This window comes from Arthrobacter sp. 01N442 (assembly GCF_056399345.1).
The window spans coordinates 1-24,313 of record NZ_JBFTRD010000001.1 but is presented as its reverse complement, the minus strand read 5'-3'; the positions used below and the strand labels follow the sequence as shown (position 1 = coordinate 24,313).

Annotated in this window: 20 protein-coding genes, 1 pseudogene and 2 riboswitches; of the genes and pseudogenes, 10 read left to right on the top strand and 11 right to left on the bottom strand. The window is 66.7% G+C overall.

What is annotated here, in order from left to right:
- The first annotated feature begins 9 nt into the window (after positions 1 to 9).
- Positions 10 to 2,022, top strand: coding sequence for a M3 family metallopeptidase (locus AC1DNC_RS00105; RefSeq protein WP_476860550.1), 2,013 nt, complete (start codon positions 10 to 12; stop codon positions 2,020 to 2,022).
- Positions 2,023 to 2,292: 270 nt separating this feature from the next.
- On the opposite strand, the gene pdxS is transcribed toward AC1DNC_RS00105, so the two are convergent.
- From pdxS to AC1DNC_RS00075, 6 genes are all read right to left on the bottom strand, one after another.
- Positions 2,293 to 3,219, bottom strand: coding sequence for a pyridoxal 5'-phosphate synthase lyase subunit PdxS (pdxS, locus tag AC1DNC_RS00100; RefSeq protein WP_146337446.1), 927 nt, complete (start codon positions 3,217 to 3,219; stop codon positions 2,293 to 2,295).
- Between the two features lie 212 nt (positions 3,220 to 3,431).
- On the bottom strand, positions 3,432 to 4,070 hold the full coding sequence (pgsA, locus tag AC1DNC_RS00095; RefSeq protein ID WP_476860549.1) for a phosphatidylinositol phosphate synthase: 639 nt from the start codon (positions 4,068 to 4,070) through the stop codon (positions 3,432 to 3,434).
- Positions 4,060 to 4,743 carry an HIT family protein gene (locus AC1DNC_RS00090; RefSeq protein ID WP_476860548.1) on the bottom strand — a complete coding sequence of 228 codons (684 nt, stop codon included), beginning with the start codon at positions 4,741 to 4,743 and terminating at the stop codon, positions 4,060 to 4,062. Before AC1DNC_RS00090 ends, pgsA begins: the two co-directional genes overlap by 11 nt.
- An 11-nt stretch (positions 4,744 to 4,754) precedes the next feature.
- Positions 4,755 to 6,764 carry a threonine--tRNA ligase gene (thrS, locus tag AC1DNC_RS00085; RefSeq protein ID WP_476860547.1) on the bottom strand — a complete coding sequence of 670 codons (2,010 nt, stop codon included), beginning with the start codon at positions 6,762 to 6,764 and terminating at the stop codon, positions 4,755 to 4,757.
- A 136-nt stretch (positions 6,765 to 6,900) separates the two neighbouring features.
- Positions 6,901 to 10,488, bottom strand: coding sequence for a DNA polymerase III subunit alpha (locus tag AC1DNC_RS00080; RefSeq protein WP_476860546.1), 3,588 nt, complete (start codon positions 10,486 to 10,488; stop codon positions 6,901 to 6,903).
- Entirely contained in the window at positions 10,485 to 10,814 is a 330-nt protein-coding gene (locus AC1DNC_RS00075; protein WP_476860545.1) for a DUF6504 family protein, read from the bottom strand. Before AC1DNC_RS00075 ends, AC1DNC_RS00080 begins: the two co-directional genes overlap by 4 nt.
- Positions 10,815 to 10,959: 145 nt before the next feature.
- On the opposite strand from AC1DNC_RS00075, the gene AC1DNC_RS00070 reads away from it, so the two are divergent.
- Positions 10,960 to 11,346: a hypothetical protein gene (locus AC1DNC_RS00070; protein ID WP_441417674.1), complete on the top strand. Its 387-nt coding sequence runs from the start codon at positions 10,960 to 10,962 to the stop codon at positions 11,344 to 11,346.
- A 15-nt stretch (positions 11,347 to 11,361) separates the two neighbouring features.
- Here the strand turns inward: AC1DNC_RS00070 and AC1DNC_RS00065 are convergent, their stop codons facing one another.
- On the bottom strand, positions 11,362 to 11,688 hold the full coding sequence (locus tag AC1DNC_RS00065) for a chorismate mutase (RefSeq protein ID WP_476860544.1): 327 nt from the start codon (positions 11,686 to 11,688) through the stop codon (positions 11,362 to 11,364).
- A 14-nt stretch (positions 11,689 to 11,702) separates the two neighbouring features.
- On the opposite strand from AC1DNC_RS00065, the gene AC1DNC_RS00060 reads away from it, so the two are divergent.
- A complete protein-coding gene (locus tag AC1DNC_RS00060; RefSeq protein WP_476860946.1) occupies positions 11,703 to 12,125 on the top strand; it encodes a VOC family protein in 423 nt (140 codons plus the stop codon).
- Between the two features lie 6 nt (positions 12,126 to 12,131).
- Here the strand turns inward: AC1DNC_RS00060 and AC1DNC_RS00055 are convergent, their stop codons facing one another.
- Complete coding sequence (locus AC1DNC_RS00055) at positions 12,132 to 12,890, bottom strand: SOS response-associated peptidase (protein ID WP_476860543.1); 759 nt, start codon at positions 12,888 to 12,890, stop codon at positions 12,132 to 12,134.
- A 162-nt stretch (positions 12,891 to 13,052) separates the two neighbouring features.
- Between AC1DNC_RS00055 and AC1DNC_RS00050 the strand changes: the two genes are divergently transcribed.
- The 3 genes from AC1DNC_RS00050 to AC1DNC_RS00040 all read left to right on the top strand — a co-directional run bounded on the left by AC1DNC_RS00050 (position 13,053) and on the right by AC1DNC_RS00040 (position 15,176).
- Positions 13,053 to 13,310, top strand: a complete 258-nt coding sequence (locus tag AC1DNC_RS00050; RefSeq protein WP_056739948.1) for a mycoredoxin — start codon at positions 13,053 to 13,055, stop codon at positions 13,308 to 13,310.
- Positions 13,311 to 13,446: 136 nt separating this feature from the next.
- Complete coding sequence (locus AC1DNC_RS00045) at positions 13,447 to 14,532, top strand: S-(hydroxymethyl)mycothiol dehydrogenase (protein ID WP_476860542.1); 1,086 nt, start codon at positions 13,447 to 13,449, stop codon at positions 14,530 to 14,532.
- Positions 14,529 to 15,176: an MBL fold metallo-hydrolase gene (locus AC1DNC_RS00040; protein WP_476860541.1), complete on the top strand. Its 648-nt coding sequence runs from the start codon at positions 14,529 to 14,531 to the stop codon at positions 15,174 to 15,176. The genes AC1DNC_RS00045 and AC1DNC_RS00040 overlap by 4 nt, the downstream gene beginning before the upstream one ends.
- 115 nt (positions 15,177 to 15,291) lie before the next feature.
- Here the strand turns inward: AC1DNC_RS00040 and AC1DNC_RS00035 are convergent, their stop codons facing one another.
- The 3 genes from AC1DNC_RS00035 to AC1DNC_RS00025 form a co-directional block, all read right to left on the bottom strand.
- The gene (locus AC1DNC_RS00035) at positions 15,292 to 16,146 is read right to left on the bottom strand and encodes a methylenetetrahydrofolate reductase (protein ID WP_476860540.1); all 855 of its coding nucleotides are present in this window, start codon (positions 16,144 to 16,146) and stop codon (positions 15,292 to 15,294) included.
- Between the two features lie 136 nt (positions 16,147 to 16,282).
- Positions 16,283 to 17,146, bottom strand: coding sequence for a formyltetrahydrofolate deformylase (purU, locus tag AC1DNC_RS00030; protein ID WP_476860945.1), 864 nt, complete (start codon positions 17,144 to 17,146; stop codon positions 16,283 to 16,285).
- Between the two features lie 44 nt (positions 17,147 to 17,190).
- Positions 17,191 to 18,660, bottom strand: coding sequence for an amino acid permease (locus AC1DNC_RS00025; RefSeq protein WP_476860539.1), 1,470 nt, complete (start codon positions 18,658 to 18,660; stop codon positions 17,191 to 17,193).
- A gap of 155 nt (positions 18,661 to 18,815) precedes the next feature.
- A riboswitch (glycine riboswitch) is annotated at positions 18,816 to 18,913 on the bottom strand.
- 285 nt (positions 18,914 to 19,198) lie between these two features.
- A riboswitch (glycine riboswitch) is annotated at positions 19,199 to 19,298 on the top strand.
- A 135-nt stretch (positions 19,299 to 19,433) separates the two neighbouring features.
- On the opposite strand from AC1DNC_RS00025, the gene gcvP reads away from it, so the two are divergent.
- The 4 genes and pseudogenes from gcvP to AC1DNC_RS00005 all read left to right on the top strand — a co-directional run.
- Entirely contained in the window at positions 19,434 to 22,295 is a 2,862-nt protein-coding gene (gene gcvP / locus AC1DNC_RS00020; protein ID WP_476860538.1) for an aminomethyl-transferring glycine dehydrogenase, read from the top strand.
- Between the two features lie 9 nt (positions 22,296 to 22,304).
- The gene (gcvT, locus tag AC1DNC_RS00015; protein ID WP_476860537.1) at positions 22,305 to 23,453 is read left to right on the top strand and encodes a glycine cleavage system aminomethyltransferase GcvT; all 1,149 of its coding nucleotides are present in this window, start codon (positions 22,305 to 22,307) and stop codon (positions 23,451 to 23,453) included.
- A 59-nt stretch (positions 23,454 to 23,512) separates the two neighbouring features.
- Entirely contained in the window at positions 23,513 to 23,896 is a 384-nt protein-coding gene (gene gcvH / locus AC1DNC_RS00010) for a glycine cleavage system protein GcvH (RefSeq protein ID WP_476860536.1), read from the top strand.
- Positions 23,893 to 24,313: pseudogene (locus AC1DNC_RS00005) on the top strand (serine hydroxymethyltransferase); the annotation flags it as partial. The gene gcvH and the pseudogene AC1DNC_RS00005, both read left to right, overlap by 4 nt.

Here is a 24,313-nt window from a genome sequence, read left to right as displayed (position 1 = left end):
AGTTATTTCATGACCAATCCCCTGCTGAGCCCCAGCCCCCTGCCGTACGGACTGCCGCCTTTCGCGGACATCGAAGTCCAGCACTACGCCGAAGCCGTCGAGGCCGGACTCGCCGTGCATCTGGCGGAAATCCAGGCGATCGTAGACGATCCGGAGCCGGCGACCTTTGAGAACACTGCGCTGGCGATGGAGCGCTCCGGGCAGTTGCTGCAGCGTGCAGCGGCGTCCTTCTTCACGCTTGTGTCCGCGGACGCCTCCGAGGCCATCCGGGAGCTGGAGACGCGCCTCTCCCCCAGTTTTTCGGCCCACCAGGACGCCGTCTACTTGAACCGTGGCCTGTTCGAGCGCTTCGCCGCCATCAACACGGACCGGCTGGACCCGGAATCAAACCGCCTCGTGGAGGAGTACCTCAAAGAGTTCCGCCAGACCGGCATCCAGCTCGACGCGGCCGGCCAGGATCGGCTCAAGGCCATCAACGCCGAGCTCTCCACCCTCGGCACCGAGTTCGGCCAGCGGGTCAAGGAGGGCATGAAGTCAGCCTCGCTGCTGCTTGACGATGCCACCGAACTTGCCGGCCTGCCCGCGGACGACGTCGCCAGTGCCGCCGAGGCGGCACGCACCGCCGGTCACTCCGGAAAGTACCTTCTCACCCTGATCCAGCCCAGCAACCAGCCCGCCATGGCTGCGCTGGAAAACCGGGAGGTGCGGCGCCGATTGTACGGTGCGTCGATCGGTCGCGGCAGCGGCGGCGGCAGCCTCGACGTACTGGGCCTGGTCAAGGACATGGTCCGGCTCCGCGCCGAGAAGGCAGCGCTGCTGGGCTTCGCCAACTTCGCCGAGCTCAGCGTGGACCAGCAGACCGCCCCCGATTTCGAAGCCGTGCAGGCCATGATGAACCGCCTCGCTCCGGCCGCCGTCCGGAACGCCGACGCCGAGGCGGAAGCCCTGGCCGAGGTCGCCGGCCACCCGCTCGAGGCATGGGACTGGGCCTACTACTCGGCGCAGGTGAAGCGCGAGCGGTACTCCGTGGACGAGCAGGCCCTGCGGCCGTACTTCGAACTGGACCGGGTGCTGAAGGACGGCGTGTTCTTCGCCGCCACGGCCCTGTACGGCATCACCTTCCACGAACGCACCGACCTGGCGGGATACCACCCGGACGTCCGGGTTTGGGAGGTCAAGAACTCCGACGGTACCGATCTGGGCCTGTTCCTCGGCGACTACTACACCAGGGATTCAAAGCGCGGCGGAGCCTGGATGAACTCGCTCGTCGAGCAGTCCGGGCTGTTGAACACCCGGCCGGTGGTGATCAACAACCTCAACATCTCCAAGCCGCCCGCCGGTGAGCCCACCCTGCTGACCCTGGACGAATTGCGGACCACCTTCCACGAGTTCGGCCACGCCCTGCACGGCCTGTTCTCCTCCGTCACCTACCCGCGCTTCGCCGGCACCTCCGTGCCGCGTGACTTCGTCGAATACCCCTCACAGGTCAACGAAATGTGGATCATGTGGCCGGAGGTGCTCGCCAACTACGCGCGGCACCACGCCACCGGCGAACCACTGCCGCAGGAAGCAGTGAACAAGCTCAACGAGGCCGCCCTGTGGGGCGAGGGCTTCGGCACCACCGAGTACCTTGGCGCCGCCCTTCTGGACCTTGCCTGGCACGTGCTCGACGGTAACGAGATCCCGGATGACGCCCTGGAGTTCGAGGCCAAGGCCCTGGCCGCAGCCGGAGTCGCGCACAGCCTGATCCCGCCGCGCTACCGGACCGGCTACTTCCAGCACATCTTCGCCGGCGGCTGGTACGCCGCCGGCTACTACTCCTACATTTGGAGCGAAGTGCTCGACGCCGAGACGGTCGAATGGTTCAAGGACAACGGCGGCCTGACCCGGACGAACGGCGACTTCTTCCGGGCCGAGCTGCTCTCCCGAGGCAACAGCCGCGACCCGCTGGAGTCCTTCCGCGCCTTCCGCGGCCGCGACGCCCGGCTCGAACCGCTGCTCAAGCGCCGCGGCCTCGACTGACCCTCATCGATTGCTCCGTAGACGCCGTTTAGAACCCTCTAAAGGGCATCTACGGAGCAATCGACGAACTTAAAGCACGACGGCGGCCGGCCACCTCAGGAAGGTGACCGGCCGCCGTCGTACTAATCAGGAGCGCAAGGCGCCGGGCGGTGTGATGCGGCAGCGTGCGTAAAAGGGGCCCCGCGCCCCGGCCAGCCGCTTAGCTGCCAACAAGGCGCGGGGAATAGCACGCAGAGGATCAGCGCCGTCCGGCGCCCTCATCAGCGCGAATTACCAGCCGCGCTCGGCGAGGCGGTGCGGCTGCGGGATTTCGTCGACGTTGATGCCCACCATGGCCTCACCCAGGCCGCGGGAGGCCTTGGCGATGACGTCCGGGTCGTCGAAGAAGGTGGTTGCCTTCACGACGGCGGCGGCACGCTGGGCCGGGTTGCCGGACTTGAAGATGCCGGAGCCGACGAAGACGCCGTCGGCGCCGAGCTGCATCATCATGGCTGCGTCGGCCGGGGTGGCGATGCCGCCGGCGGTGAACAGCACCACCGGAAGCTTGCCGGTGGAGGCAACTTCCTTGACCAGTTCGTACGGGGCCTGGAGTTCCTTGGCGGCGACGTAGAGCTCGTCCTCGGGCAGCGCGGCCAGCTTCAGGATTTCGGCGCGGATCTGGCGCATGTGCGTGGTGGCGTTGGAGACGTCTCCGGTGCCGGCCTCGCCCTTGGAGCGGATCATGGCCGCGCCTTCGTTGATGCGGCGCAGCGCTTCGCCGAGGTTCGTGGCACCGCAGACGAAGGGAACGGTGAAGTTCCACTTGTCGATGTGGTTGGTGTAGTCGGCCGGGGTCAGGACCTCGGACTCGTCGATGTAGTCGACGCCGAGGGACTGCAGGACCTGGGCCTCGACGAAGTGGCCGATCCGCGCCTTCGCCATGACCGGCACGGAGACGGCGTCGATGATCTTGTCGATCATGTCCGGATCGCTCATCCGGGACACGCCGCCCTGGGCGCGGATGTCGGCGGGAACGCGTTCCAGCGCCATGACGGCCACGGCACCGGCATCCTCGGCGATGCGGGCCTGCTCGACGTTGACGACGTCCATGATGACGCCGCCCTTGAGCATCTCCGCCATGCCGCGCTTGACGCGGCTGCTGCCCGTAACGTTCTTCGCGGACGCGCCGGCTTCGTTGCTTACATCAGGTGTAGACACAAAAACCCCTATGGGTAGATAGATGACCTCGCCGGGGCGCGGACGGCACGCGGATGACAATCTCGCATACACCGGCTCGCACACACCGGATTACCGGGAACCATTGGCCGGTACGCCTAATACTAGTCCCCCGCCCCGGCCGGGTTGAATTCCGATTACAGCCCTCTCGCCGGGACTGGAAACACGGGTGGACCGGCCTGCCGGAACCGCGGTTAGGCGGCCTGTTCGCTGGCACTCCCGGTGGTTTCTTCCAGCGACTGTCGGCGAACCGAACCGATGCGCTGCACCACGGTCACGAAGCTGGCCACGGCCAGCAGGCAAAGGGTGGCAAACAGGACCACGGTGGGGAGGCCGATGCCGGTGAAGCCGGTGACCACCAGCACCGACACCAGCCGTTCGGCGCGCTCGGCGATGCCGACGTTCGCGTGGTAGCCGAGCGCCTCGGCCTTCGCCCGCGCGTAGGACACCACCATGCCCAGCACCAGGCAGACGACGGCGGCGATGGCGATGGGCGTGTCCGCTCCGCCGGTAAAGAACCAGATGGCGACACCGGCGAAGAGGGCTCCGTCGGCAACGCGGTCCAGGGTGGAGTCCAGGAAGTTCCCCCACCGCCCGCCGCGTTCCTGCATCCGGGCCATGATGCCGTCGATGACGTCGGAGAAGATGAACGCGGTAATGAACAGCGTTCCCCACCAGAGCTGGCCCAGCGGGTAGAACACGAGCGCGCCGACGACGACGCCGGCGGTGCCGACGATCGTGACGGCGTCGGGCGAGACACCCATCCGCAGCAGCCAGCGGGCCAGCGGCGTGAACAGCGCGGTGAAGAAGCCGCGGGCGTGCTTATTCAGCATTCGACGCCCCGGAGGGCATCTGCCCTGTCTTTCTGGCCTGGTCGCCACCGTGGTCGCCGCCCCGGGCGGTGTCCTGTCCCAGGTTCCGGTCAGGATTTTGGGGCCAGGCCTCGGCGACCTGCTGGCGGACTTCGCCGAGGGTCTGGGTGATCGCCTTGGTCTGCGCGATGATCGGGAAGAAGTTACCGTCCCCGCCCCAACGCGGCACTACATGCTGGTGCAGGTGGCCCGCGATGCCGGCACCGCCGGTCACGCCCTGGTTCATGCCTAAGTTGAAACCGGTGGGGTTCGCGACCTTGCGCAGCACCCGCATGGCGGTCTGGGTGAGCTCGGCAAACTCCGCGGTTTCCTCCACGGTCAGGTCCGTGTAATCCGGGATGTGGCGGTAGGGGCAGACGAGCAGGTGGCCCGGGTTGTAGGGAAAGAGATTGAGCACCACGTAGCAGGACCGGCCGCGGTACACGATCAGGGAATCGTCGTCCTCGCGCTCGGGGGCGACGCAGAACGGGCAGTCATCCGGGTTCTTGAACTGGTGCTGTCCGCCCTTGATGTAGGCCATGCGGTGCGGAGTCCACAGGCGCTGGAAGGCGTCCGGAACCCCGGCCAGGCCAAAGTCGTCGGTCACGCCGTCATCGCCCGGGTATCCCGGGCCGGCGCCTGTGGTCTCCTGCACGCGCGGCTCCCCTAGCTGGTCCGGTTACGGACGGCGTCGACGATCCGCCGGACGGCCTCGGCAACGGGCACGCCGTTATCCTGGCTGCCGTCACGGAAGCGGAAGGACACGGCGCCGGCCTCTGCGTCGTCCCCGCCGGCGATCAGCACGAACGGGATCTTGTCCTTGCTGGCGGTGCGGATCTTCTTCGGGAACCGGTCCGAGGAGATGTCCACCTCGGCCCGGATGCCGGCGGCCTTGAGCTGGTCGACGACGTCGAACATGTAGTCGTTGAAGGCTTCGGCCACGGGGATGCCGACCACCTGCACGGGGGCCAGCCACGCCGGGAAGGCGCCGGCGTAGTGCTCGGTCAGGACCCCCATGAAGCGCTCCACCGAGCCGAACAGGGCGCGGTGGATCATCACGGGCCGCTGGCGGGTGCCGTCGGCGGCCTGGAACTCCAGTTCGAAGCGTTCGGGCAGGTTGAAGTCCAGCTGGATGGTGGACATCTGCCAGGTACGGCCGAGCGCGTCCCTAGCCTGGACCGAAATCTTCGGCCCGTAGAACGCTGCTCCACCCGGATCCGGGATGAGCTCGAGCCCGGAAGCTTCGGCCACTTCGGCGAGGGTGCGGGTGGCTTCCTCCCAGGTGGCGTCGTCGCCGACAAACTTCTCCTCGTTCTTGGTGGAGAGCTCGAGGTAGAAGTCGTCCAGGCCGTAGTCCTTGAGCAGCCCGAGGACGAAGTTCAGCGTCGAGGTGAGCTCGTCCTTCATCTGCTCGCGGGTGCAGTAAATGTGGGCGTCGTCCTGGGTCATGCCCCGGACGCGGGTCAGCCCGTGTACCACGCCGGACTTCTCGTAGCGGTAGACCGAGCCGAATTCGAAGAGACGCAGCGGGAGTTCGCGGTAGGAACGTCCACGGGACCTGAAGATCAGGTTGTGCATGGGGCAGTTCATCGGCTTCAGGTAGTAGTCCTGGCCGGGCTTACGGACCGTGCCGTCCTCGTTCAGTTCCGCGTCGATGTGCATCGCCGGGAACATGCCGTCGCGGTACCAGTCAAGGTGGCCGGAGACCTCGTACAGGTGGCCCTTGGTGATGTGCGGGGTGTAGACGAACTCGTAGCCGGCGTCGACGTGGCGTTGCCGGGAGTAGTCCTCCATGGCCTTGCGGATGATGCCGCCCTTGGGGTGGAACACCGGCAGGCCGGAGCCGAGTTCGTCCGGGAAGGAGAACAGGTCCAGCTCGGCGCCGAGCTTGCGGTGGTCGCGTCGCTCAGCCTCGGCAATTCGCTCCTGGTAAGCCTTGAGCGCGTCCTTGGTGGGCCAGGCGGTGCCGTAGATGCGCTGCAACTGCTGGTTGTTCTGGTTGCCCAGCCAGTAGGCGGCAGAGGAGCGGGTCAGCGCGAAAGCGTTGGAGATCAGCTTGGTGTTGGGCAGGTGCGGGCCGCGGCACAGATCGCACCAGACGCTGTCCCCGCTCTTGCGGTCCACGTTGTCGTAGATGGTGATGTCACCGGCGCCGACCTCGACGTTGACGCCCTCGCCGGCGTCGGCCGCTTCGTTCTTCTTGCCCAGGAGCTCGAGCTTGTAGGGCTCGTTCTTCATGGCCTCGCGCGCCTCGTCCTCGGAGACGACGCGGCGGACGAATTTCTGGTTCTGGTTGATGATCTTCTGCATCATCTTTTCCAGCTGGCGCAGGTCCTCCGGGGTGAACGGCTCCGCGACATCGAAGTCGAAGTAGAAACCGTCGGTGATGTACGGGCCGATGCCGAGCTTGGCATCGGGGCGCAGCTGCTGCACGGCCTGTGCCATGACGTGGGCGGTGGAGTGGCGCAGCACGTTGAGGCCATCCGGGGAATCAATGGTGACACCTTCGATGGTGGCGGCTTCAGGCAGCGGCTGGTCCAGGTCCTTGAGCTCGCCGTTGACGCGGGCCACAACGACGTCGCGGCGCTCAAAAAAGAGTTCCGCGCCGGTGGTCCCGGTAGTCACCTTGGTCTCTTCGCCGTCGACGAGAAGGGTGATCTGCTGGGCATCTGACACGGGTGTCTCCTATTCAAAGTTAAGGCTTCGTAGCTTGTGGCGTACGGGGACCACAGCCAGCCTCGTCCATGCTATCGGGTTCCGGATAGGCCAACCAACGCAGCTTGCGGCGGGTGAGCCGCCCGTCAGCGGTGGTTCAGCCGCCAAACCCGGTAATGGCAAGGGTCCGGCGGATTCCGTCCAGCGGCCCGGGCACCGCGACGTCGGGCTGGTTCCCGGCGCCGGCGCCGGCTGAAGCGGACCCCTCTTCCGCCGCGGTTCCCGGTACGGTTCCTGGTACGGCTCCGGGCGCGTCCCCGGGTACGGTTCCGGGCCCGGGTGTGGGGAACGGCAGGGTCTCGGTGCGGCTGAGGTCCCAGGCCATCGAGGCGCTGATGCTGATGCCCCGCGGTCCGGTCCGCCGGGTGGTTCCCCGGATCAGCAGCAGCCGCGTGCTGAACAGCAGCGGACCGGCCTGCTCTTGGGCTTCATGGAAGAAGACCGAGTCGACGCAGCCGGTGCCGTCATCGATGCTGATGAACACCACCCGCCGGCCGCCGCGCATCGGCGGTGTCTGGGTGGCCACGCGCACCCCGGCCACCAGCACCTCGGTGCCGTTGCGCAACCCCAGCAGCTTGTCGGCCGTTGTTACGCCCAGCCGCTCCAGCAGGGGTTGGTGGCTGGCCATCAGGTGTCCGCTGACATCCAGCGCCATCAGGTCCAGTTCGGCGCGGACTGTTTCCACCAGCGTGGGGGCGGGCAGCCCGCCCTTCAGGTTCTTGAGCTCGACGTCGCCCAGCGGCAGCGCCAGCTGCCCCTCAATGACCTCCACGCCCTTGCGTTGCGGCCGGCCCTGCAGTTGCTGCAGGTGCTGGACCAGGTCTGCCCGGTTGGCGGTGCCGCCGGAGGAACGGTGCAGCGAGTCGAAAGCGCCCAGCTGTGCCAGCCGCTGGATGCTCGGTTTGCTGATCCGGGAGCGGGCCCGCAGGTCCGCGAGGGAATCATAGGGCTGGCCTGCCACGATCCGCTTCAGCTCGGCCCCGGACAGCCCGAAAATGCCGTTCAGGCTGAGCCGGATGCCGAGCTTGCCCCGGTCCGGGCCGGCGTCCACCCGTTCCACCCGGTATTCGGCGTGGCTGCGGTTGATGTCCAGCGGAAGGATGGGAATCCCCAGCCGCCGCGCTTCGGCCACCAGCAGCCGCTTGGGATACATGCCCGGGTCGTGTTCCCAGAGCCCGGCAAGGAAGGCCTCCGGGTGGTGGGCCTTAAGCCACGCCGACTGGTAGGTAGGCACGGCGAAGGCGGCGCCATGGGCCTTGCAGAAGCCAAAGCTGCCGAACGCCTTCAGGGTCCCCCAGACCTTGTCCACCACCTCGGGCGTGTAGTTCCGGGCCCGGGCTTCCCGGCGGAAGAATTCCTCCACCTTGGCCTCCAGTACCTCGTTGCCGAGCGCCCGCCGGAATTCGTCGGCCCGGGCCAGTCCGCAGCCGGTCATGACATGGAACGTCTTGAGGATCTGCTCGTGGAAGACGGTGACCCCATGGGTCTCCTGAAGCACCGGCTTGAGGTCGGGGTGCGGGTAGACCTCCGGCGCGAAGCCATGCCGGTGTTCGAGGAATGGCCGGACCATGTCCGACTTCATCGGCCCCGGCCGGAACAACGAGATGTCGATGATGAGGTCATTGAATTCCCGGGGCGCCAGCTTCCCGATCAGCTCCCGCTGGCCCGGGGACTCGATCTGGAAGCAGCCCAGGGTGTGGGTGCTGCGGATCAGCTCAAAGGTGGGTTCGTCGTCGAGCGGGACGGCGTTGAGGTCGATGTGGCCGTCGGCGGAGATGTAATCCGGGCCGTTTCCATCCGGCCCTGCCGGGTGGCGGCCTGCTGCCACCACCTCGGCTTTGGACGGGTGCAGCCGGATCACTTCCCGGACCGCGAACGCCATGGCGCTTTGCATGCGGACGCCGAGGACGTCGAGTTTGAGCATGCCCATCGGATCCATGTCGTGCTTGTCGAACTGGCTCATCGGCAGGCCCAGGCCGCTGGGCTGCACGGGGGTACGGTCCAGCAGGGTGGCGTCGCCGAGGATGACACCGCAGGGATGCATGGAGATGTGGCGCGGCAGCCGGTCCAACCGTTCGGTGAGGTCCACCAGCAGGTCCAGCTGTTGGTTTTCGGTGAAGTCCCGTTGTTCCACCCGGCCGGCGAATTCCTTCAGCTCCGGCTTCTCCACCAGGGCTTCGCGGAAGTTCCGGGCCGAAAACCGCCACAGCTGCTTGGCGATCTCGTCGATGTCGCCGCCGTCCATGCCCAGGGCCAAGCCGGCGTCGCGAACGGCGCCGCGGGCGCGGTAACCGTTCTGCATGCTCATCAGCGTGACGCGCTCGGAGCCGAAGCGCTCAAAGATCTTCCGGTAGACGTTGTGCCGCTCGGCGCTTTCGACGTCGATGTCGATGTCCGGCAGGGTGGCGCGGTCCCGGGAGAGGAAGCGTTCGAAGATGAGGTCGTGCTTCAGCGGGTTGACCTGGCTGACCTCGATCAGGAAGTTGACCAGGCTGGAGGCTCCCGAGCCGCGGGCGGCCGCCCGGACCCCCATGTCCAGGATCATCCGGGAAACTTCGGCGACCGTCAGGAAGTAGGAGGCGAAGCCCAGGCTGTCGATGATCCGCAGTTCGTGCTCCAGCCGGGCGCGCAGCTCTTCCGCGGGTTTGCCGGAGATTCCCGGGAAGCGACGGCTGATGCCGGCCTCGCAGCGCTGCGTGAGTTCCACGAGCGGATCCCCCGCGATCCCGATGACCGAGGCTTCCGGGACCACGGGCTGCTTCCATCCCATGTCCGCGCCCGGGTCCATCCGGCAGCGGTCCGCGAGCGCCTGGGTATGGGCCAGCAGGCTCTTCAGGTCCGCGGCACCATAGCCCGCGGCGTGCATGATTTCCTGGCCCAGCCGCAGCATCTGCGCGGAGGACTTCAGCCAGCCCTGCCCGTTGGGTTGCAGCAGCGGCGCGGCGGAGAGCTCGGGCAGCGATTTCAGTGCCCGGGCGGAGTCCAGTACGTCCGCCGTGGCGGCGCCGTCCTCGGCGCAGTACCGTACGGCATTGCTCAGCACCGCGGGAACGGCGTGTTCCGCGGCAAGCTTGAGCATCCGCACGGCATGGGCGGTGCTCAGCGGTTCCCCGGGAGGGCTGAGCTGCGAGACGACCTCTGCGGCGAGGGTTCCTGCCGGCATGGCATCCAGCCAGCGCTTGAAGAGCGTCCGGGGGCGCAGGTACCGCCGGCCTCCCATGGCACGGCCGACATCCGAGTCCGGGCCGATCAGTACCGTTAGCACCGGTTTGAGGGTCTGCGGGTCCAGGGCGCGCGAGGCCAGTTCCGCCCTGGTCACGGCGACCGGCACAGTTCCCCCGGCCTTGCCCGTGGTTCGGGCGTGGGCATCGGAAACCAGCCTGCACAGCGCACGGTAGCCGGCACCGTCGTTTTGTCCGTGCGCCAGGACGACGACCCGTCCGCCCAGCTGGGTGCGGAGGTCCCCGTCGTCGTCGAAGACTGCCAGGTCCACCCCGACGATCGCGTCCAGGCCCGCGGCCATGCACGCCTTCAGGTGCTTGACCGTGCCGTAGAGGCCGTCGCGGTCCGTGCAGGCGAGCGCTGTGGCACCGTCAGCGGCTGCAGCGGCTGCGAGTTCCTCCGGCCAGGACACCCCGTAGTGGGCGCTGAAGGCGGTGGCAACGTGCAGATGGGTGAAACTCATGCCGACTCGGTCTTCCTGAGGGGGTGAAGGGCATCATGGATCCGCAGCAACCGCCAGCGGCCGCTGCCAAGGTGCCGGCTCAGGTCCAGGGTGAGGGTCTGTTCCGGTGTGCCGGCCTCCCTGACCTGGATCCGCCAGATCTCGTGGTCCACCAGCCCCGGCCCGCTGCCCAATGGCGCGCGTTGTTCTTCGGCCCACCATTGCCGCCGCTCGAACCAGCGGACGGGTTCGGCGCAGACCTCGTAATGCCGCCCGGCCCAGTCAAGGGACAACGGCTGGTCGGCCGGGGTGCAGGCGACATCCACCGACTGACTGAATGTCCCCATGATGCCTCCCGGAAGCGCAGCCCTCTGGCAAGAATTTTGAGAGGGTATTCGAATATATCTTCGAACACTTCAAGTCTACGCCGGGCCTGGGACAAAACCTAGATGGGGGGTGGACGGACGCAGGCGCAGGTAGCAGGATTGAGCTATGAGCTCCCATAGCGCACTCCTGAAGCACGTAAGCATCGCCGCCAAGGATTCAACCTTGGTGGCGAAGTTCGATATAGACGGGAATATCCCGAGTTCCGGGGCCTATGTGGTGGGGCTCGTGGCGGCCACTCCGGACCATTCGCACCAGCGCCGGATGGAAATCGAGTTCATGAACGGCGAGGCCGTTTCTTTTTTCTGCTTCAGCCATGACGGCACGGAAGAGAACTTCGACCTCAAGGGCGTAGAGCACTCCGGCAACACCATTACCGGCAACTTTCCGCTCAGTACGGTGATGGGCCTGGCCAAGGGCCACCTGATGACGGCTTACAGCGATTGCGAGGGCCGCGAATACCAGGCCAACGTCCCGGTCGAAGAGTCGCTCTAACCGACTCAACCAGCCTTAGCTGGAGGCTTTGTAGACGTCCAGCTCGAGCCTAATGAAGGCATCGATCATGGCCCGGTAGGTCTGTTCGACAATCTCGGTGTCGATGTCCTTTTGCTCCGCCGTGGCCTTGACGTGTTCCAAGACCCGCTCCACGCGGCCTGGCGCCCTCACCTCGGCACTGTCCGCCTTAAGGGTGCCGGCAATCCGGATCAGCCGTTCGCGGCGGCCGATCAGCGCGACGATCTGCTCGTCCACCTCATCCACGGCCACCCGCACGGCGGCGAGCTGTTCCTTATCGGCCTGGGCTTCTTTGGCGTCACGGTGATGTGTGGACATGTGCATGACAGTATCGAATGATGCAACCACGAGTCGACTTCATCTCATTGGGTGTCCGCAGCGTTGACGCCTCACGCCGCTTCTACGTGGCAGGCCTCGGGTGGCCAGTCCACCGGGAGGTTCCCGGCGACGTGGTCTTCCTCCAGGTCAACCACGGCCTTATCCTCTCGCTCTGGGACGCCGGGCAGATGCAGGCCGAGGCGGGCACCGACGCTCCGGCCGGCATCCCCTGCATCACGCTGAGCCACAACGTGGGCAGCGCCGACGAGGTGGACAAGGTGATGCGCCAGGCGGAGGCCGCCGGCGCCGTCGTCGTCGCCGCGCCGAAGACCCAGCCGTGGGGCGGCTACACGGGCTACTTCGCGGATCCGGACGGGTTCCGCTGGGAGGTCGCCTTCAACCCCACCTGGACGGTCGACGCCGGCGGCAAGGTCACCGTCTAGGGACTCCTAGAAGAGGCTGCCCACCGGTTCGATCAGCTCCGGGGAATCATTCTTCACGTTCCCGACGGCGGTGCCGACGGCGTCGATCCGCCAGCCCTCCGCGACGTCGTGCGCGCCGGCCCGGACCAGCCCCACGAGGGCGGCTGCGTCGTCGGCGTGCGGGTCCAGCCAGGCCTCCATCGTCCGGCGGTCCATCGGCAGCGGGACCCGGTCGTGCAGCGCCGTCAATTCCGCGAGCATGCCGCCCGCGTAACCCTCCGGCGGAGAATCCGTGGTCAGGATCGAGGTCGAGAGCAACCAGCGCTCCGGATCCCCCTCGGCCTTCGTCGGGTCCTTCCACCATTCATAGAGTCCCGCAAAAACTACCGGGCTGCCGTCCTTCGGGTGGACGTAGTAGGGCTGCTTGGCCTTGCCCTCGCCCTTCCACTCGTAATAGCCATCTGCCGGAACGGCACAGCGCCGGGTGCGGGTGGCCTTGCGGAACGCCGGCTTCTCCAAAACGCTCTCGCTGCGCGCGTTGATCATCTTCGAGCCGATGCCGGGGTCTTTGGCCCAGGACGGCACGAGTCCCCAGCGGGCCATGTGCAGCTGCCGCACCGGCTTTGGCGCGGCCCCGTCCTCGACGAGCCGCTCCAGCAGGATCGGCACGTCCGCGGTCGGCGCCACGTTCCACGAGGGCGGAATCACGATCTCTTCTTCCAGTTCGGCGTCGAATTCGGCGAGCAGGTCCCCGACGGCCCGGGCCATCACGTAGCGTCCACACATGGCAACAGCATGCCACCGCGGGCCGCCTACCGGGAATAGAGCCAGGGAATAGCGCACTTCGGGTTACGGTTATTGGTAGTGACGTACGACTTTTGTCGGCAACCGGCGCTGCCACGCAGTACCTGCAACCAGCGCCGCCAACCCAGCTTTGAGGAGAACTTCGTGGACTTCACCCCCGATTCCGGCACCATCACCATGTTTTCGACCACCTGGTGCGGCTACTGCAACCGGCTGAAGAAGCAGCTGGACGCGCAGGGCATCGGGTACACCGAGATCAACATCGAGGAAGTCGAAGGCACCGCCGAACTCGTCGAGCAGCTCAACGGAGGCAACCGCACGGTCCCCACCGTGCTCTTCCCGGACGGTACCGCCGCCACCAACCCGTCCGCGGCCGAGGTCAAGAGCCGCCTCGCGGCCTAGGCCCCACTTTTTAGCGATATGTAGCCCTCGCGACACGGCGCGGCCCCCTCAGGGCCGCGCCGTGTCCAGTTGTGCGACAGAGTAGTAAGACAGAGTTTCACGGCAACATCAGCGACACGAGCAAAGGAGCCAGCCCATGGTCCACGAAGTCAAAGGCGCAGTCGTCCGTTCCAAGAACGCACCCGTCACCCTGGAAACCATCCTGGTCCCGGATCCCGGACCCGGCGAAGCCCTGGTGGACATCCTCACCTGCGGCGTCTGCCACACCGACCTGCACTACAAGCAGGGCGCCATCAACGACGATTTCCCGTTCCTGCTCGGCCACGAGGCAACGGGCGTAGTGAACGCGGTCGGCCCCGACGTCACCGAGGTGGCCCCCGGCGACCGGGTGGTGCTGAACTGGCGAGCGGTCTGCGGCGAGTGCCGCGCCTGCCGCCGCGGCGAGCCGCAGTACTGCTTCAACACGCACAACGCCACGCAGAAGATGACGCTGGCTGACGGCACCGAGCTCACCGCCGCGCTGGGCATCGGCGCCTTCGCTGAGAAGACCCTGGTCGCCGCCGGCCAGTGCACTAAGGTGGACCCCGACGCCGACCCAGCCGCGATTGGCTTGCTCGGCTGCGGCGTCATGGCCGGCCTCGGCGCCGCGATCAACACCGGTGACGTCCAGCGCGGCGATTCCGTCGCCGTGATCGGTTGCGGCGGCGTGGGCGTGGCGGCCGTGGCCGGTGCCGCGCTCGCCGGCGCCACCACCGTGATCGCGGTGGACATCGACGCCAAGAAGCTCGAACGCGCCAAGGAACTCGGCGCCACCCACACCGTGGACTCCTCCGCCGTCGACCCGGTCGAGGCGATCCGCGAACTGACCGGCGGCTTCGGTGCCGACGTCGTCATCGATGCCGTAGGACGGCCGGAGACGTACAAGCAGGCTTTCTACGCCCGCGACCTCGCCGGAACTGTTGTTCTGGTCGGCGTCCCCAGCCCGGAGATGACCCTGGAGCTGCCGCTGCTGGACGTCTTTGGCCGCGGCGGCTCGCTGAAGTCCTCCTGGTACGGCGACTGCTTGCCGTCCCGCGACTTCCCCATGCTGATTGACCTCTACCGGCAGGGCCGGCTGGATCTGGACGCCTTCGTCACGGAGCGGATCAGGATCGAGCAGATCGAGGAAGCGTTTGAGAAGATGCACTCCGGGTCCGTGCTCCGCTCGGTGGTTGAGCTGTGACCGGCGGTTCCGGTAACGGCCTCAGGATCGACCAGCTCGTCACTTCGGGCACGTTCTCGCTGGACGGCGGCACGTGGGACGTCGACAACAACGTCTGGATCGTCGGAGACGAGCAGGAATGCGTCGTGATCGATCCGGCCCACGACGCCGAGGCCATCGCGTCCGCCGTCGCCGGGCGCACTGTTAAGGCCATCCTGCTCACGCACGGCCACGACGACCACATCGCCGCCGTGGGCGCGTTCCGCGGCCTGGTCAACGCACCGGTCTACCTGCACCGGGACGACTGGATGCTCTGGGACCGGGTCTTCCCGGGGACCGAGCCGGACCACGGCATCGACGACGGCGAGACCTTCGACGTCGCCGGCGCCCGACTGGTGGCGCTGCACACGCCGGGCCACTCCCCCGGCTCCGTGAGCTTCCGGCTGGAGAGCGAGGGCACGGTCTTCACCGGCGACACCCTCTTCCAGGGCGGTCCCGGAGCCACCGGCCGGTCCTTTAGCGATTTCCCCACCATCATCGAATCCATCAAGTCCCGGCTCCTGACCCTGCCGGCGGACACCGTGGTGCGGACCGGGCACGGAGATTCGACGACGGTCGGCGCCGAGGCGCCGCAGCTTGAGGAATGGATCGCGCGCGGCCACTAAGCGACTACTTCCACAGTGCGGCCACTAAGCGGCTGGCACTGCCGGGGCCCCGTCCGGATTCAGGGCGGGGCCCCTGCTGTGCCCGGGATTATCGGCCGCCCTTAACCGCCTCGGCTCAGGGGACAGCCACGCTTTCGGCCCTGCGGGCGGCCAGGTACGGTTCCAGATTGTTGAAGGTGTACAGGTGCACGCCGGCCAGGGAGGGCTGGACGGCCGACAACTCGGATACGAGCCGTTGCGGCGAATAGTTGCCGCCGTCCATGAGCCGCCGGGCCAGCGGACCCTTGCGGCTGATGAACCGGAGCGAGGGTCCCACGCCGATCTTGGTGGCCAGCGAGATGAGCTTGGTCCGCGGCACCGACCCGGCGACGCCGGCCCACACCGGCAGGGCGACGCCTTCACGGCGCAGCAGCTCCACGTACCAGCTGATCCGGGCGGCGGAGAAGCACATCTGCGTGACCACGCTGGTGGCAAGGTGCTGCTTCTCCAGCAGGGCGTCGAGCATGCGCAGCTGGCTCTGCTGCGGATGCCCCTCGGGGTAGCCGGCGACGCCCACGGCCACGCTCCCGCCGGAGAGCTGGGCGATGTCTTCCAACAGCCGGGCGCTGCTCAGGTAGGGGCCCGCTGCCTGCGCCGTGTCCCCGCCGACGGCGAAGACCTCGTTGATTCCGGCAGCACCGCAATCCTTAAGGATGCCGGCGAGCTGGGTGCGGCTCTCGAGGCTGCGGGCGGCGAGGTGCGGCACCACGTCATAACCCAGGAGCCGAAGCTGGACAGCTGCCCGCATGGTGGGGTTGACCCCGTGGTGCGGCAGGCAGGTGACCGTGAGCGCGGAGCCCGGCGGCAGGCTTGACTGGACCCTGGCGACGATGCCGTCGGTGGGCACGATTTCCAGCCGGGTCGGAAGCGCAGGGGCACTGGCCGCGGGCCGGGATTTCGAAGACGTGGATGAAAGAGACTGAACCGTCACGTGGAACTCCAAGGAATGGCCGGCGCGATGCGCCGGAAGGGACAGGCCTGAGCGGTGGGATCCGGGGACCGGACCAGGTTCGTCATGCGAAGCCACCCGGACGTCGGGTGGCTTCGCATGACCGGGCGGGAGGCCGTCAGCGAAGGATGACGGTCCGGTTGCCGGAGAGAATGATGCGGCCTTCGGAATGCCAGCGGACGGCGTTCGTCAGGGCTTTGCATTCGGCGTCGCGGCCCACCGCCACCAGGTCAGCGGGCGCGTAGGTGTGGTCCACTTCGATGACCTGCTGCGCGATGATCGGCCCCTCATCCAGCTCCGAATTAACGTAGTGGGCTGTGGCCCCAACGGTCTTGACCCCCCGTTCGTATGCCTGGTGGTAGGGCTTGGCTCCCTTGAAACTCGGCAGGAAGGAATGGTGGATGTTGATCGCCCTGCCGGCGAGCCGGGCCGTGAGGTTGTCGCTCAGGACCTGCATGTAGCGGGCAAGGACAACCAGCTCCACATCGTAGGTGTCCACCAGGGAGAGCAGCGTTGCCTCGGCCTCCGGCTTCGTTGCCTGGGTCACGGGCAAGTGGTGGAAGGGGATCCCGTGCCAGGTGACCAGGTCCTCGTGGTCCCGGTGGTTGGACACCACCGCCACTATCTCGACCGGCAGTTCCCCGATGCGGGCGCGGAAGAGCAGGTCGTTGAGGCAGTGGCCGTATTTGGAGACCATGACGAGGATTCGCTGTTTCCGGCCGTGCCGCTCCAGGCGCCAGTTCATGGTCCATTCCGCGGCCACCGGCGTGAAGTCGCGCCGGAGTTCTTCGACGTCGGCGAAGCTGCCGGTCGAGACGAAATGCACCCTCATGAAGAAGTGCTGTTCCTGCCGGTCTCCGAACTGCTTGATGTCGACGATGTTGCAGCCGTGGTCCAGGAGGAATTTGGACACGGAGTGAATGATCCCCGGCGATTCCGCGCAGTCGAGGGTGAGGACAAACTCCGTACTCGATCCCTCCAGCTGTTCGGGGGCCGGGACGTTGGATGGCGTGCCTGTTCCGGTGCTCACTTGCTGTCCACCGCCCGGAGCTCGGCTGCGACATCCTGTTCGGACTGCAGCTCTGCCTTGAACGCCTCGTAGCGGGCCAGGTGGACGGGCCTGCGGCGCAGCACGAACCATGCGGCGCCGAGCACGAGGAACCACACCGGAGTCACCAGCAGCGCCGCCAGCGTGTCGGGCTGGGTGGTCAGGGTCCAGAGCACGAAGGCGAAGAAGGCGAAGACAACCCAGACCATGGGAACGCCGCCGGGCATTTTGAACTTGGATGAGTCATGCAAACCGGGACGGCGACGGCGGAACGCTACGTAGCTGGCGAGGATGATCGACCAGACAAAGATGAAGCAGACCGCGGAAACGGTGGTGACCATTTCAAAGGCCTTGCCGATGTTCTCCCCCGCGTACATGAGCACGACGCCGGCCAGCAGCAGCACGCAGGACAGGAAGAGTGCGTTCTGCGGAACCTTGCGGCGGGACAGGTCGCCGAAGCGTGCCGGCGCGTCACCTTCCTGGGCCAGGCCGTAGACCATGCGCGAGGTGGAGTAGATGCCGGAGTTGGCCGAGGACATCGCCGAGCTGAGGACCACCAGGTTGACGACCGTGGCGGCCGCGCCGAGGCCGGCCAGGGAGAACATGGCGATGAATGGGCTGTGTCCGGCGGCGAACTGGGTCCACGGGATGACGGACATCAGGATGATGAGGGCGCCGACGTAGAAGAGGAGGACGCGCACCGGGATGGAGTTGATGGCGCGGGGCAGGTTCTTCTCCGGGTCCTTGGCCTCTGCCGCCGTCGTGCCCACCAGTTCGATGCCCACGAAAGCGAACACGGCGATCTGGAATCCGGCCACGAAGCCCATGAACTCATTCGGGAAGAAGCCGCCATGGCTCCAGAGGTTGCTGAAGGTTGCCGGTCCGGCCTCGGAGCTGAATCCGCTGAAGATCATGAACAGGCCCACGACGATCAGCGCAGCGATGGCGATGATCTTGATGAGGGCAAACCAGAACTCGGTCTCACCGAACGCCTTCACCGTTGTCAGGTTCAACAGCAGCAGGATCGCAATGGTGACCAGCCCCGGGATCCAGAGGGGCAGTCCCGGCCAGAGTTCCTGGGAGTACCCGGCGATGGCAATGACGTCTGCAATGCCGGTGATCACCCAGCAGAACCAGTAAGTCCACCCGGTGAAGAACCCGGCCCAGGGACCCAATAGATCTGCCGCGAAATCGCTGAACGACTTGTAGTGCAGGTTGGACAGGAGCAGCTCGCCCATGGCCCGCATGACGAAAAACAGCATGAAGCCGATAATCATGTAAACGAAGATCACCGACGGGCCGGCCGCCGAGATGGTCTTGCCCGAGCCCATGAACAGGCCGGTGCCGATGGCGCCGCCGATCGCGATGAGCTGGATGTGCCGGTTGCTGAGCTGCCGCTCAAGGTGCGGGGCTTCGACTGCGGTAGTGGGTGGTCGCTGAATCGTCATGAGGAACTCCATCGTTCAAGTGGCATCGGTGCCACGATGATTCGGGTTCCTCCCCGCTCTGTCTTGGACCTGAGAGTTTCCGCGTTTCCTGCCCCCGCAGGAACCGCTTGCACCTTCGGTGAGCCGGACGCCGTCCGGCTGCTTTCCAGAGTCGCCTCGCCGCGGCGGTACATGGGCCTGAGAGATTCCTGGGGAGGATTTGCTCCTACGGCGCCTGCTGAATGTACCGGCAGGACTCTCCCGCCGCAGATCGTAAGCATGTTGATTTTGTTGTGGTGCGGAAGGCGCAGTGGCGGGGAGATCAACCCCGCTCCACCACCGGCCGCAACCGAATTCCGCGCCTCCGGGAATCCCCGGATCCGCAGAAACACTGGCCATCTGTTCCGTCCGGAACATTGCTTGGCCGATTCAGTGTGGGATGGATCACGCTGGAAAGTCAACCCCGTCGAATTGTTTCGTCGCACGGCGCCATCGTGTTGCCGGGTGCGGGGATTGTGTGTAGCGTGTGAGCCGAATCACCACATTCAAATAAGCCTTTCGAGCCGTGGCGGGAGAGTCCTCCCCGTCATCACCGGGCAGGCGCCGTAGGAGCAAATCCTCCCCAGGAATCTCTCAGGCCCCCGTACCGCCGCGGCGAGGCAACTCTGGAAAGCAGTCAGGCACGTTCCTGGCTCACCGACGGTGCAAGCGGACAAAGGTCTGCGGAATCTCTCAGGTCCAATACAGAGCGGGGAGGAACCCGGTCCCCTCCGGCGCGTTGCGCCGGCCAAACCTTGGAGTTCCTCTTGACGGTTCAATCTCTTCCATCCAACTTCGCCGACCGCCATATCGGCGCGCGCCGCCAGGCCGACGTCGACACCATGCTGAAGGCTGTCGGCTACGACAGCGTTGACGGCCTGGTTGATACCGCCGTTCCCGATTCCATCCGCCAGGATGTTCCCCTGCGATTGACCGATGCCCTCAGCGAGGTGGAGGTCCTGGCCGAGCTGCGCAGGCTGGCATCGAAAAACAAAACCGCCGTGCAGATGATCGGGCAGGGCTACTACGACACGGTGACCCCCGCCGTGATCCGGCGGAACATCCTCGAAGCTCCGGCCTGGTACACCGCCTACACGCCCTACCAGCCGGAAATATCGCAGGGCCGGCTGGAGGCGCTGTTGAACTTCCAGACCATGGTCCAGGATTTGACCGCCCTGCCGGTTGCCAACGCCTCGCTGCTGGACGAAGCCACCGCCGTCGCCGAGGCAGTGCTGCTGATGCGCCGGGCCAATAAGGACAAGGCGGCCCACGACGGCAAGACCGTCATCGACGCCGACTGCCTCCCGCAGACCATCGCGATCGTCAAGGGCCGCGCCGAGGCCCTCGGCTTCGAGGTCGAGGTCGCTGACCTGTCCCACGGCCTGCCCGAGGGCGACATCAACGGCATCGTGCTGCAGCAGCCCGGCGTTTCCGGCCGCGTCTGGGACCAGTCCACGATCATTGCGGACGCGAAGGAGCGCGGCGCCCTCGTCACCGTCGCCGCGGACCTGCTTGCCCTGACCCTGATCACACCTCCCGGTGAGCAGGGCGCCGATATCGCCGTCGGATCCACCCAGCGCTTCGGCGTGCCGCTGTTCTTCGGCGGCCCGCACGCCGCCTACATGGCCGTGCGGGCCGGGATGGAACGCACCCTGCCGGGCCGCATCGTGGGGGTGTCCAAGGACAACGCCGGCGCCCCCGCCTATCGGCTGGCGCTGCAGACCCGCGAGCAGCACATCCGCCGCGAGAAGGCCACGTCCAACATCTGCACCGCGCAGGCCCTGCTGGCGATCGTCTCCTCGTTCTACGCCGTCTACCACGGCCCGGACGGACTGAAAGCGATCGCCGACAACGTCCACAACAACGCCCGGGTCCTCGCCACCGCACTGGAAACGGCGGGCCGCGAACTGCTCAGCGGGTCCTTCTTCGACACCCTGACCGTCCGCGTCCCCGGCAAAGCCCGCAAGGTCATCACCGCCGCGGAAGCCCGCGGCATCAACCTGCGCTTCATCGACCCGGACACAGTTGGCGTGTCGGTCGATGAGACCACGACGCCGGAAGTCCTCTCCGCGGTGGCCGTGGCCTTCGGTGCCGGCCCGGTGAGAGAAGCGAACGGCTTTGAACTGCCGGAAGCGGTGCTGCGCACCTCCGATTACCTGCAGCACCCGGTCTTCAACACGCACCGCTCCGAAACCCAGTTGCTGCGCTACATCCGCCGCCTCTCGGACCGCGACCTCGCTCTGGACCGCACCATGATCCCGCTGGGGTCCTGCACCATGAAGCTGAACGCCACGGCCGAAATGGAAGCCATCTCCTGGCCGGAATTCGCCTCCATCCACCCCTTCGCCCCGGACTCCCAGACCGCCGGCTGGCGCGAACTGATCGAGGACCTCGAAGCGGACCTGACCGAGATCACCGGCTACGACCAGGTCTCCATCCAGCCCAACGCCGGCTCCCAGGGCGAACTCGCCGGGCTCCTCGCGATCCGCGGCTACCACCTCTCCCGGGGTGATGACCAGCGCAATATCTGCCTGATCCCGGCCTCCGCGCACGGCACCAACGCCGCGTCCGCGGTGCTGGCCGGCATGAAGGTCGTCGTCGTGGCCACCGCCTCGGACGGCACGATCGACCATGCCGACCTGCAGGCCAAGATCGAACAGCACAAGGATGCCCTCTCGGCGATCATGATCACCTACCCGTCCACGCACGGGGTGTACGACGCCGATGTCCGTGAGGTTTGTGACGCTGTCCATGCAGCCGGCGGCCAGGTGTACGTTGACGGTGCCAACCTGAACGCCCTCGTCGGACTGGCCCAGCCGGGTAAGTTCGGCGGTGACGTCTCGCACCTGAACCTGCACAAGACCTTCTGCATCCCGCACGGCGGCGGCGGACCCGGCGTGGGACCGGTGGCGGCCAAGGCCCACCTGGCCCCGTTCATGCCCGGCAACGCGGCAGATCCGGCCAGCGGCGCCGAGGGCACCCCGATCTCTGCCTCCCGCTACGGCTCGGCCGGCGTGCTGCCGATCTCCTGGGCTTACGTGAAGCTGATGGGCGGCCAGGGCCTGACCGAGGCGACCAAGTCCGCGCTGCTCGCCGCGAACTATGTTGCCTCGAGGCTCAATGAGTTCTTCCCGGTGCTCTACACCGGCGAGGGCGGCCTCGTCGCGCACGAGTGCATCCTGGACCTGCGCGAACTCACGGCCAAGACCGGCGTCACGGCCGAGGACGTCGCCAAGCGCCTGATCGATTACGGATTCCACGCCCCGACGCTGGCGTTCCCGGTTGCCGGGACCCTGATGGTCGAGCCCACCGAGTCCGAGGACCTGGGCGAGATCGACCGGTTCATCGACGCGATGATCGCCATCCACGCCGAAATTGAACAGCTTGCGGCCGGCGACTTCACCTTGGCGGACTCCCCGCTGCGCAACGCACCGCACACTGCGGCCGCCGTCGTTTCCTCCGATTGGGACCGTGCGTACCCGCGCGAACAGGCCGCCTTCCCGGTCCACACGCTGCGGCAGGACAAGTACTTCCCGCCGGTCGGCCGGATCGACGGCGCCGCCGGCGACCGCAACCTGGTCTGCTCCTGCCCCCCGATCGAAGACTTCGAGAACTAAGGACCAACAATGACTGAGAGTTACACCGCGCTCTACGAAGAGCATAAGAAGGCCGGTGCGTCTTTCACCGATTTCGGTGGCTGGCAGATGCCGCTCAAATATAGTTCCGAGCTGGCCGAACACCACGCCGTCCGCAACGCCGCGGGCCTGTTCGACCTCTCGCACATGGGCGAAGTCTGGGTCACCGGCCCGGACGCCGCCGCCTTCCTCGACTACGCCCTGGCCGGCAAGCTCTCGGCAGTCGCCGTCGGCAAGGCGAAGTACTCGCTGATCTGCCAGGAGGACGGCGGCATCATCGACGACCTGATCTCCTACCGCCGCGGCGACGAGCAGTACCTGGTGGTCCCCAACGCCGGCAACGCCAAGGTCGTGGCCGCGGCCCTGGCCGATCGCGCCGGTTCTGCCCAGGAAGGCGGTTTCGACGTCACCGTCGAGGACGTCTCGGACGAGACCTCGCTGATCGCCGTCCAGGGGCCGAACGCGGAAGCCATCCTGCTGGCCCTCGTCCCGGCCGCGCAGCACAGCCTGGTCACGGAACTGAAGTACTACGCCGCCGTCGAGGTCGGCTTCAACTTCGGCGGTGCCAGCAAGAACCTGCTGCTGGCCCGCACCGGCTACACCGGAGAGGACGGCTTCGAGATCTACGTCCCCAACGCGGACGCTCCGGCGCTATGGGAGACGCTGCTGGAGGCCGGCGCAGACCGTGGACTGATCCCTGCCGGGCTGGCGTGCCGCGACTCGCTGCGCCTCGAGGCCGGCATGCCGCTCTACGGCAACGAACTCTCCCGGAACGGCAACCCGTACGAGGCAGGGCTGGGCCCGGTGGTGTCCCTCGCCAAGGAATCCGACTTCGTGGGCCGCACGGCACTTGAGGCGCTGAAGGCCGGCGGCGCCGGTTCCACGACGGGCCGCAAGCTCGTGGGGCTCAAGGGCCTGGGCCGGCGCTCCGGCCGCAGCCACTATCCGGTCCTCAAGGACGGCAATGTCGTCGGCGAAGTCACCTCCGGGCAGCCGTCCCCGACGCTGGGCTACCCGGTCGCCATGGCCTACGTTGACGTCGAGTTCGCCGAACCCGGCACCGCCCTGGACATCGACCTGCGCGGCAAGAGCGAGCCGTTCGAAGTCGTGTCACTGCCTTTCTACAAGCGCGAAAAATAGCTCCACAGGCGGTGAAACCGCCACACATCGACTACAGATCAAACAGAAGGAAAAAACACATGAGCAAGGTTGTTGCTGAACTGAAGTACTCCGCAGAGCACGAATGGGTTGCCGCTGACGGGTCGGGGCCGGCCGGCATCGGCATTTCCGCTGTGGCCGCAGATGCGCTGGGCGACATCGTCTACGTTGACCTGCCCGAGGTGGGCTCGTCGGTGACGGCGGGTGAGACCTGTGGTGAGGTTGAGTCGACCAAGTCGGTTTCGGATCTCTACGCCCCGGTGACGGGCGAGGTCACGGAGATCAACGACGCGGTCGTGTCCGATCCGGCGCTGATCAACAGCGATCCGTACGGTGCCGGCTGGCTGTTCAAGGTGGCCGTAGCCGAAGAAGGCCCGCTGATGTCGGCTGAAGAATACGCCGCAGCCAACGGCGGCGAGCTGTGAGCGGGGCGGGCGTCGCGACGGCGACGTTTGAGCAGGTTGTGTCCCCGTCGCTGGACGCGGAGCTGTCCGCGCTGGATCCGGAGATCGCCGCGAAGATCGACGCCGAGCTCACCCGCCAGCGGGATGGGCTGGAGATGATCGCTTCGGAGAACCACACCGCCCGGGCGGTGATGCAGGCGCAGGGCTCGGTGCTGACGAACAAGTACGCCGAGGGCTACCCGGGCAAGCGCTACTACGGCGGCTGCGAGCACGTCGACGTCGTCGAGCAGCTCGCGATCGACCGGGTCAAGGCCCTGTTCGGCGCGGAATACGCGAACGTCCAGCCGCACTCCGGGGCGCAGGCGAACGCCTCGGTCATGCACGCCCTGATCCGCCCCGGCGACACCATCATGGGCCTGAACCTGGCCCACGGCGGGG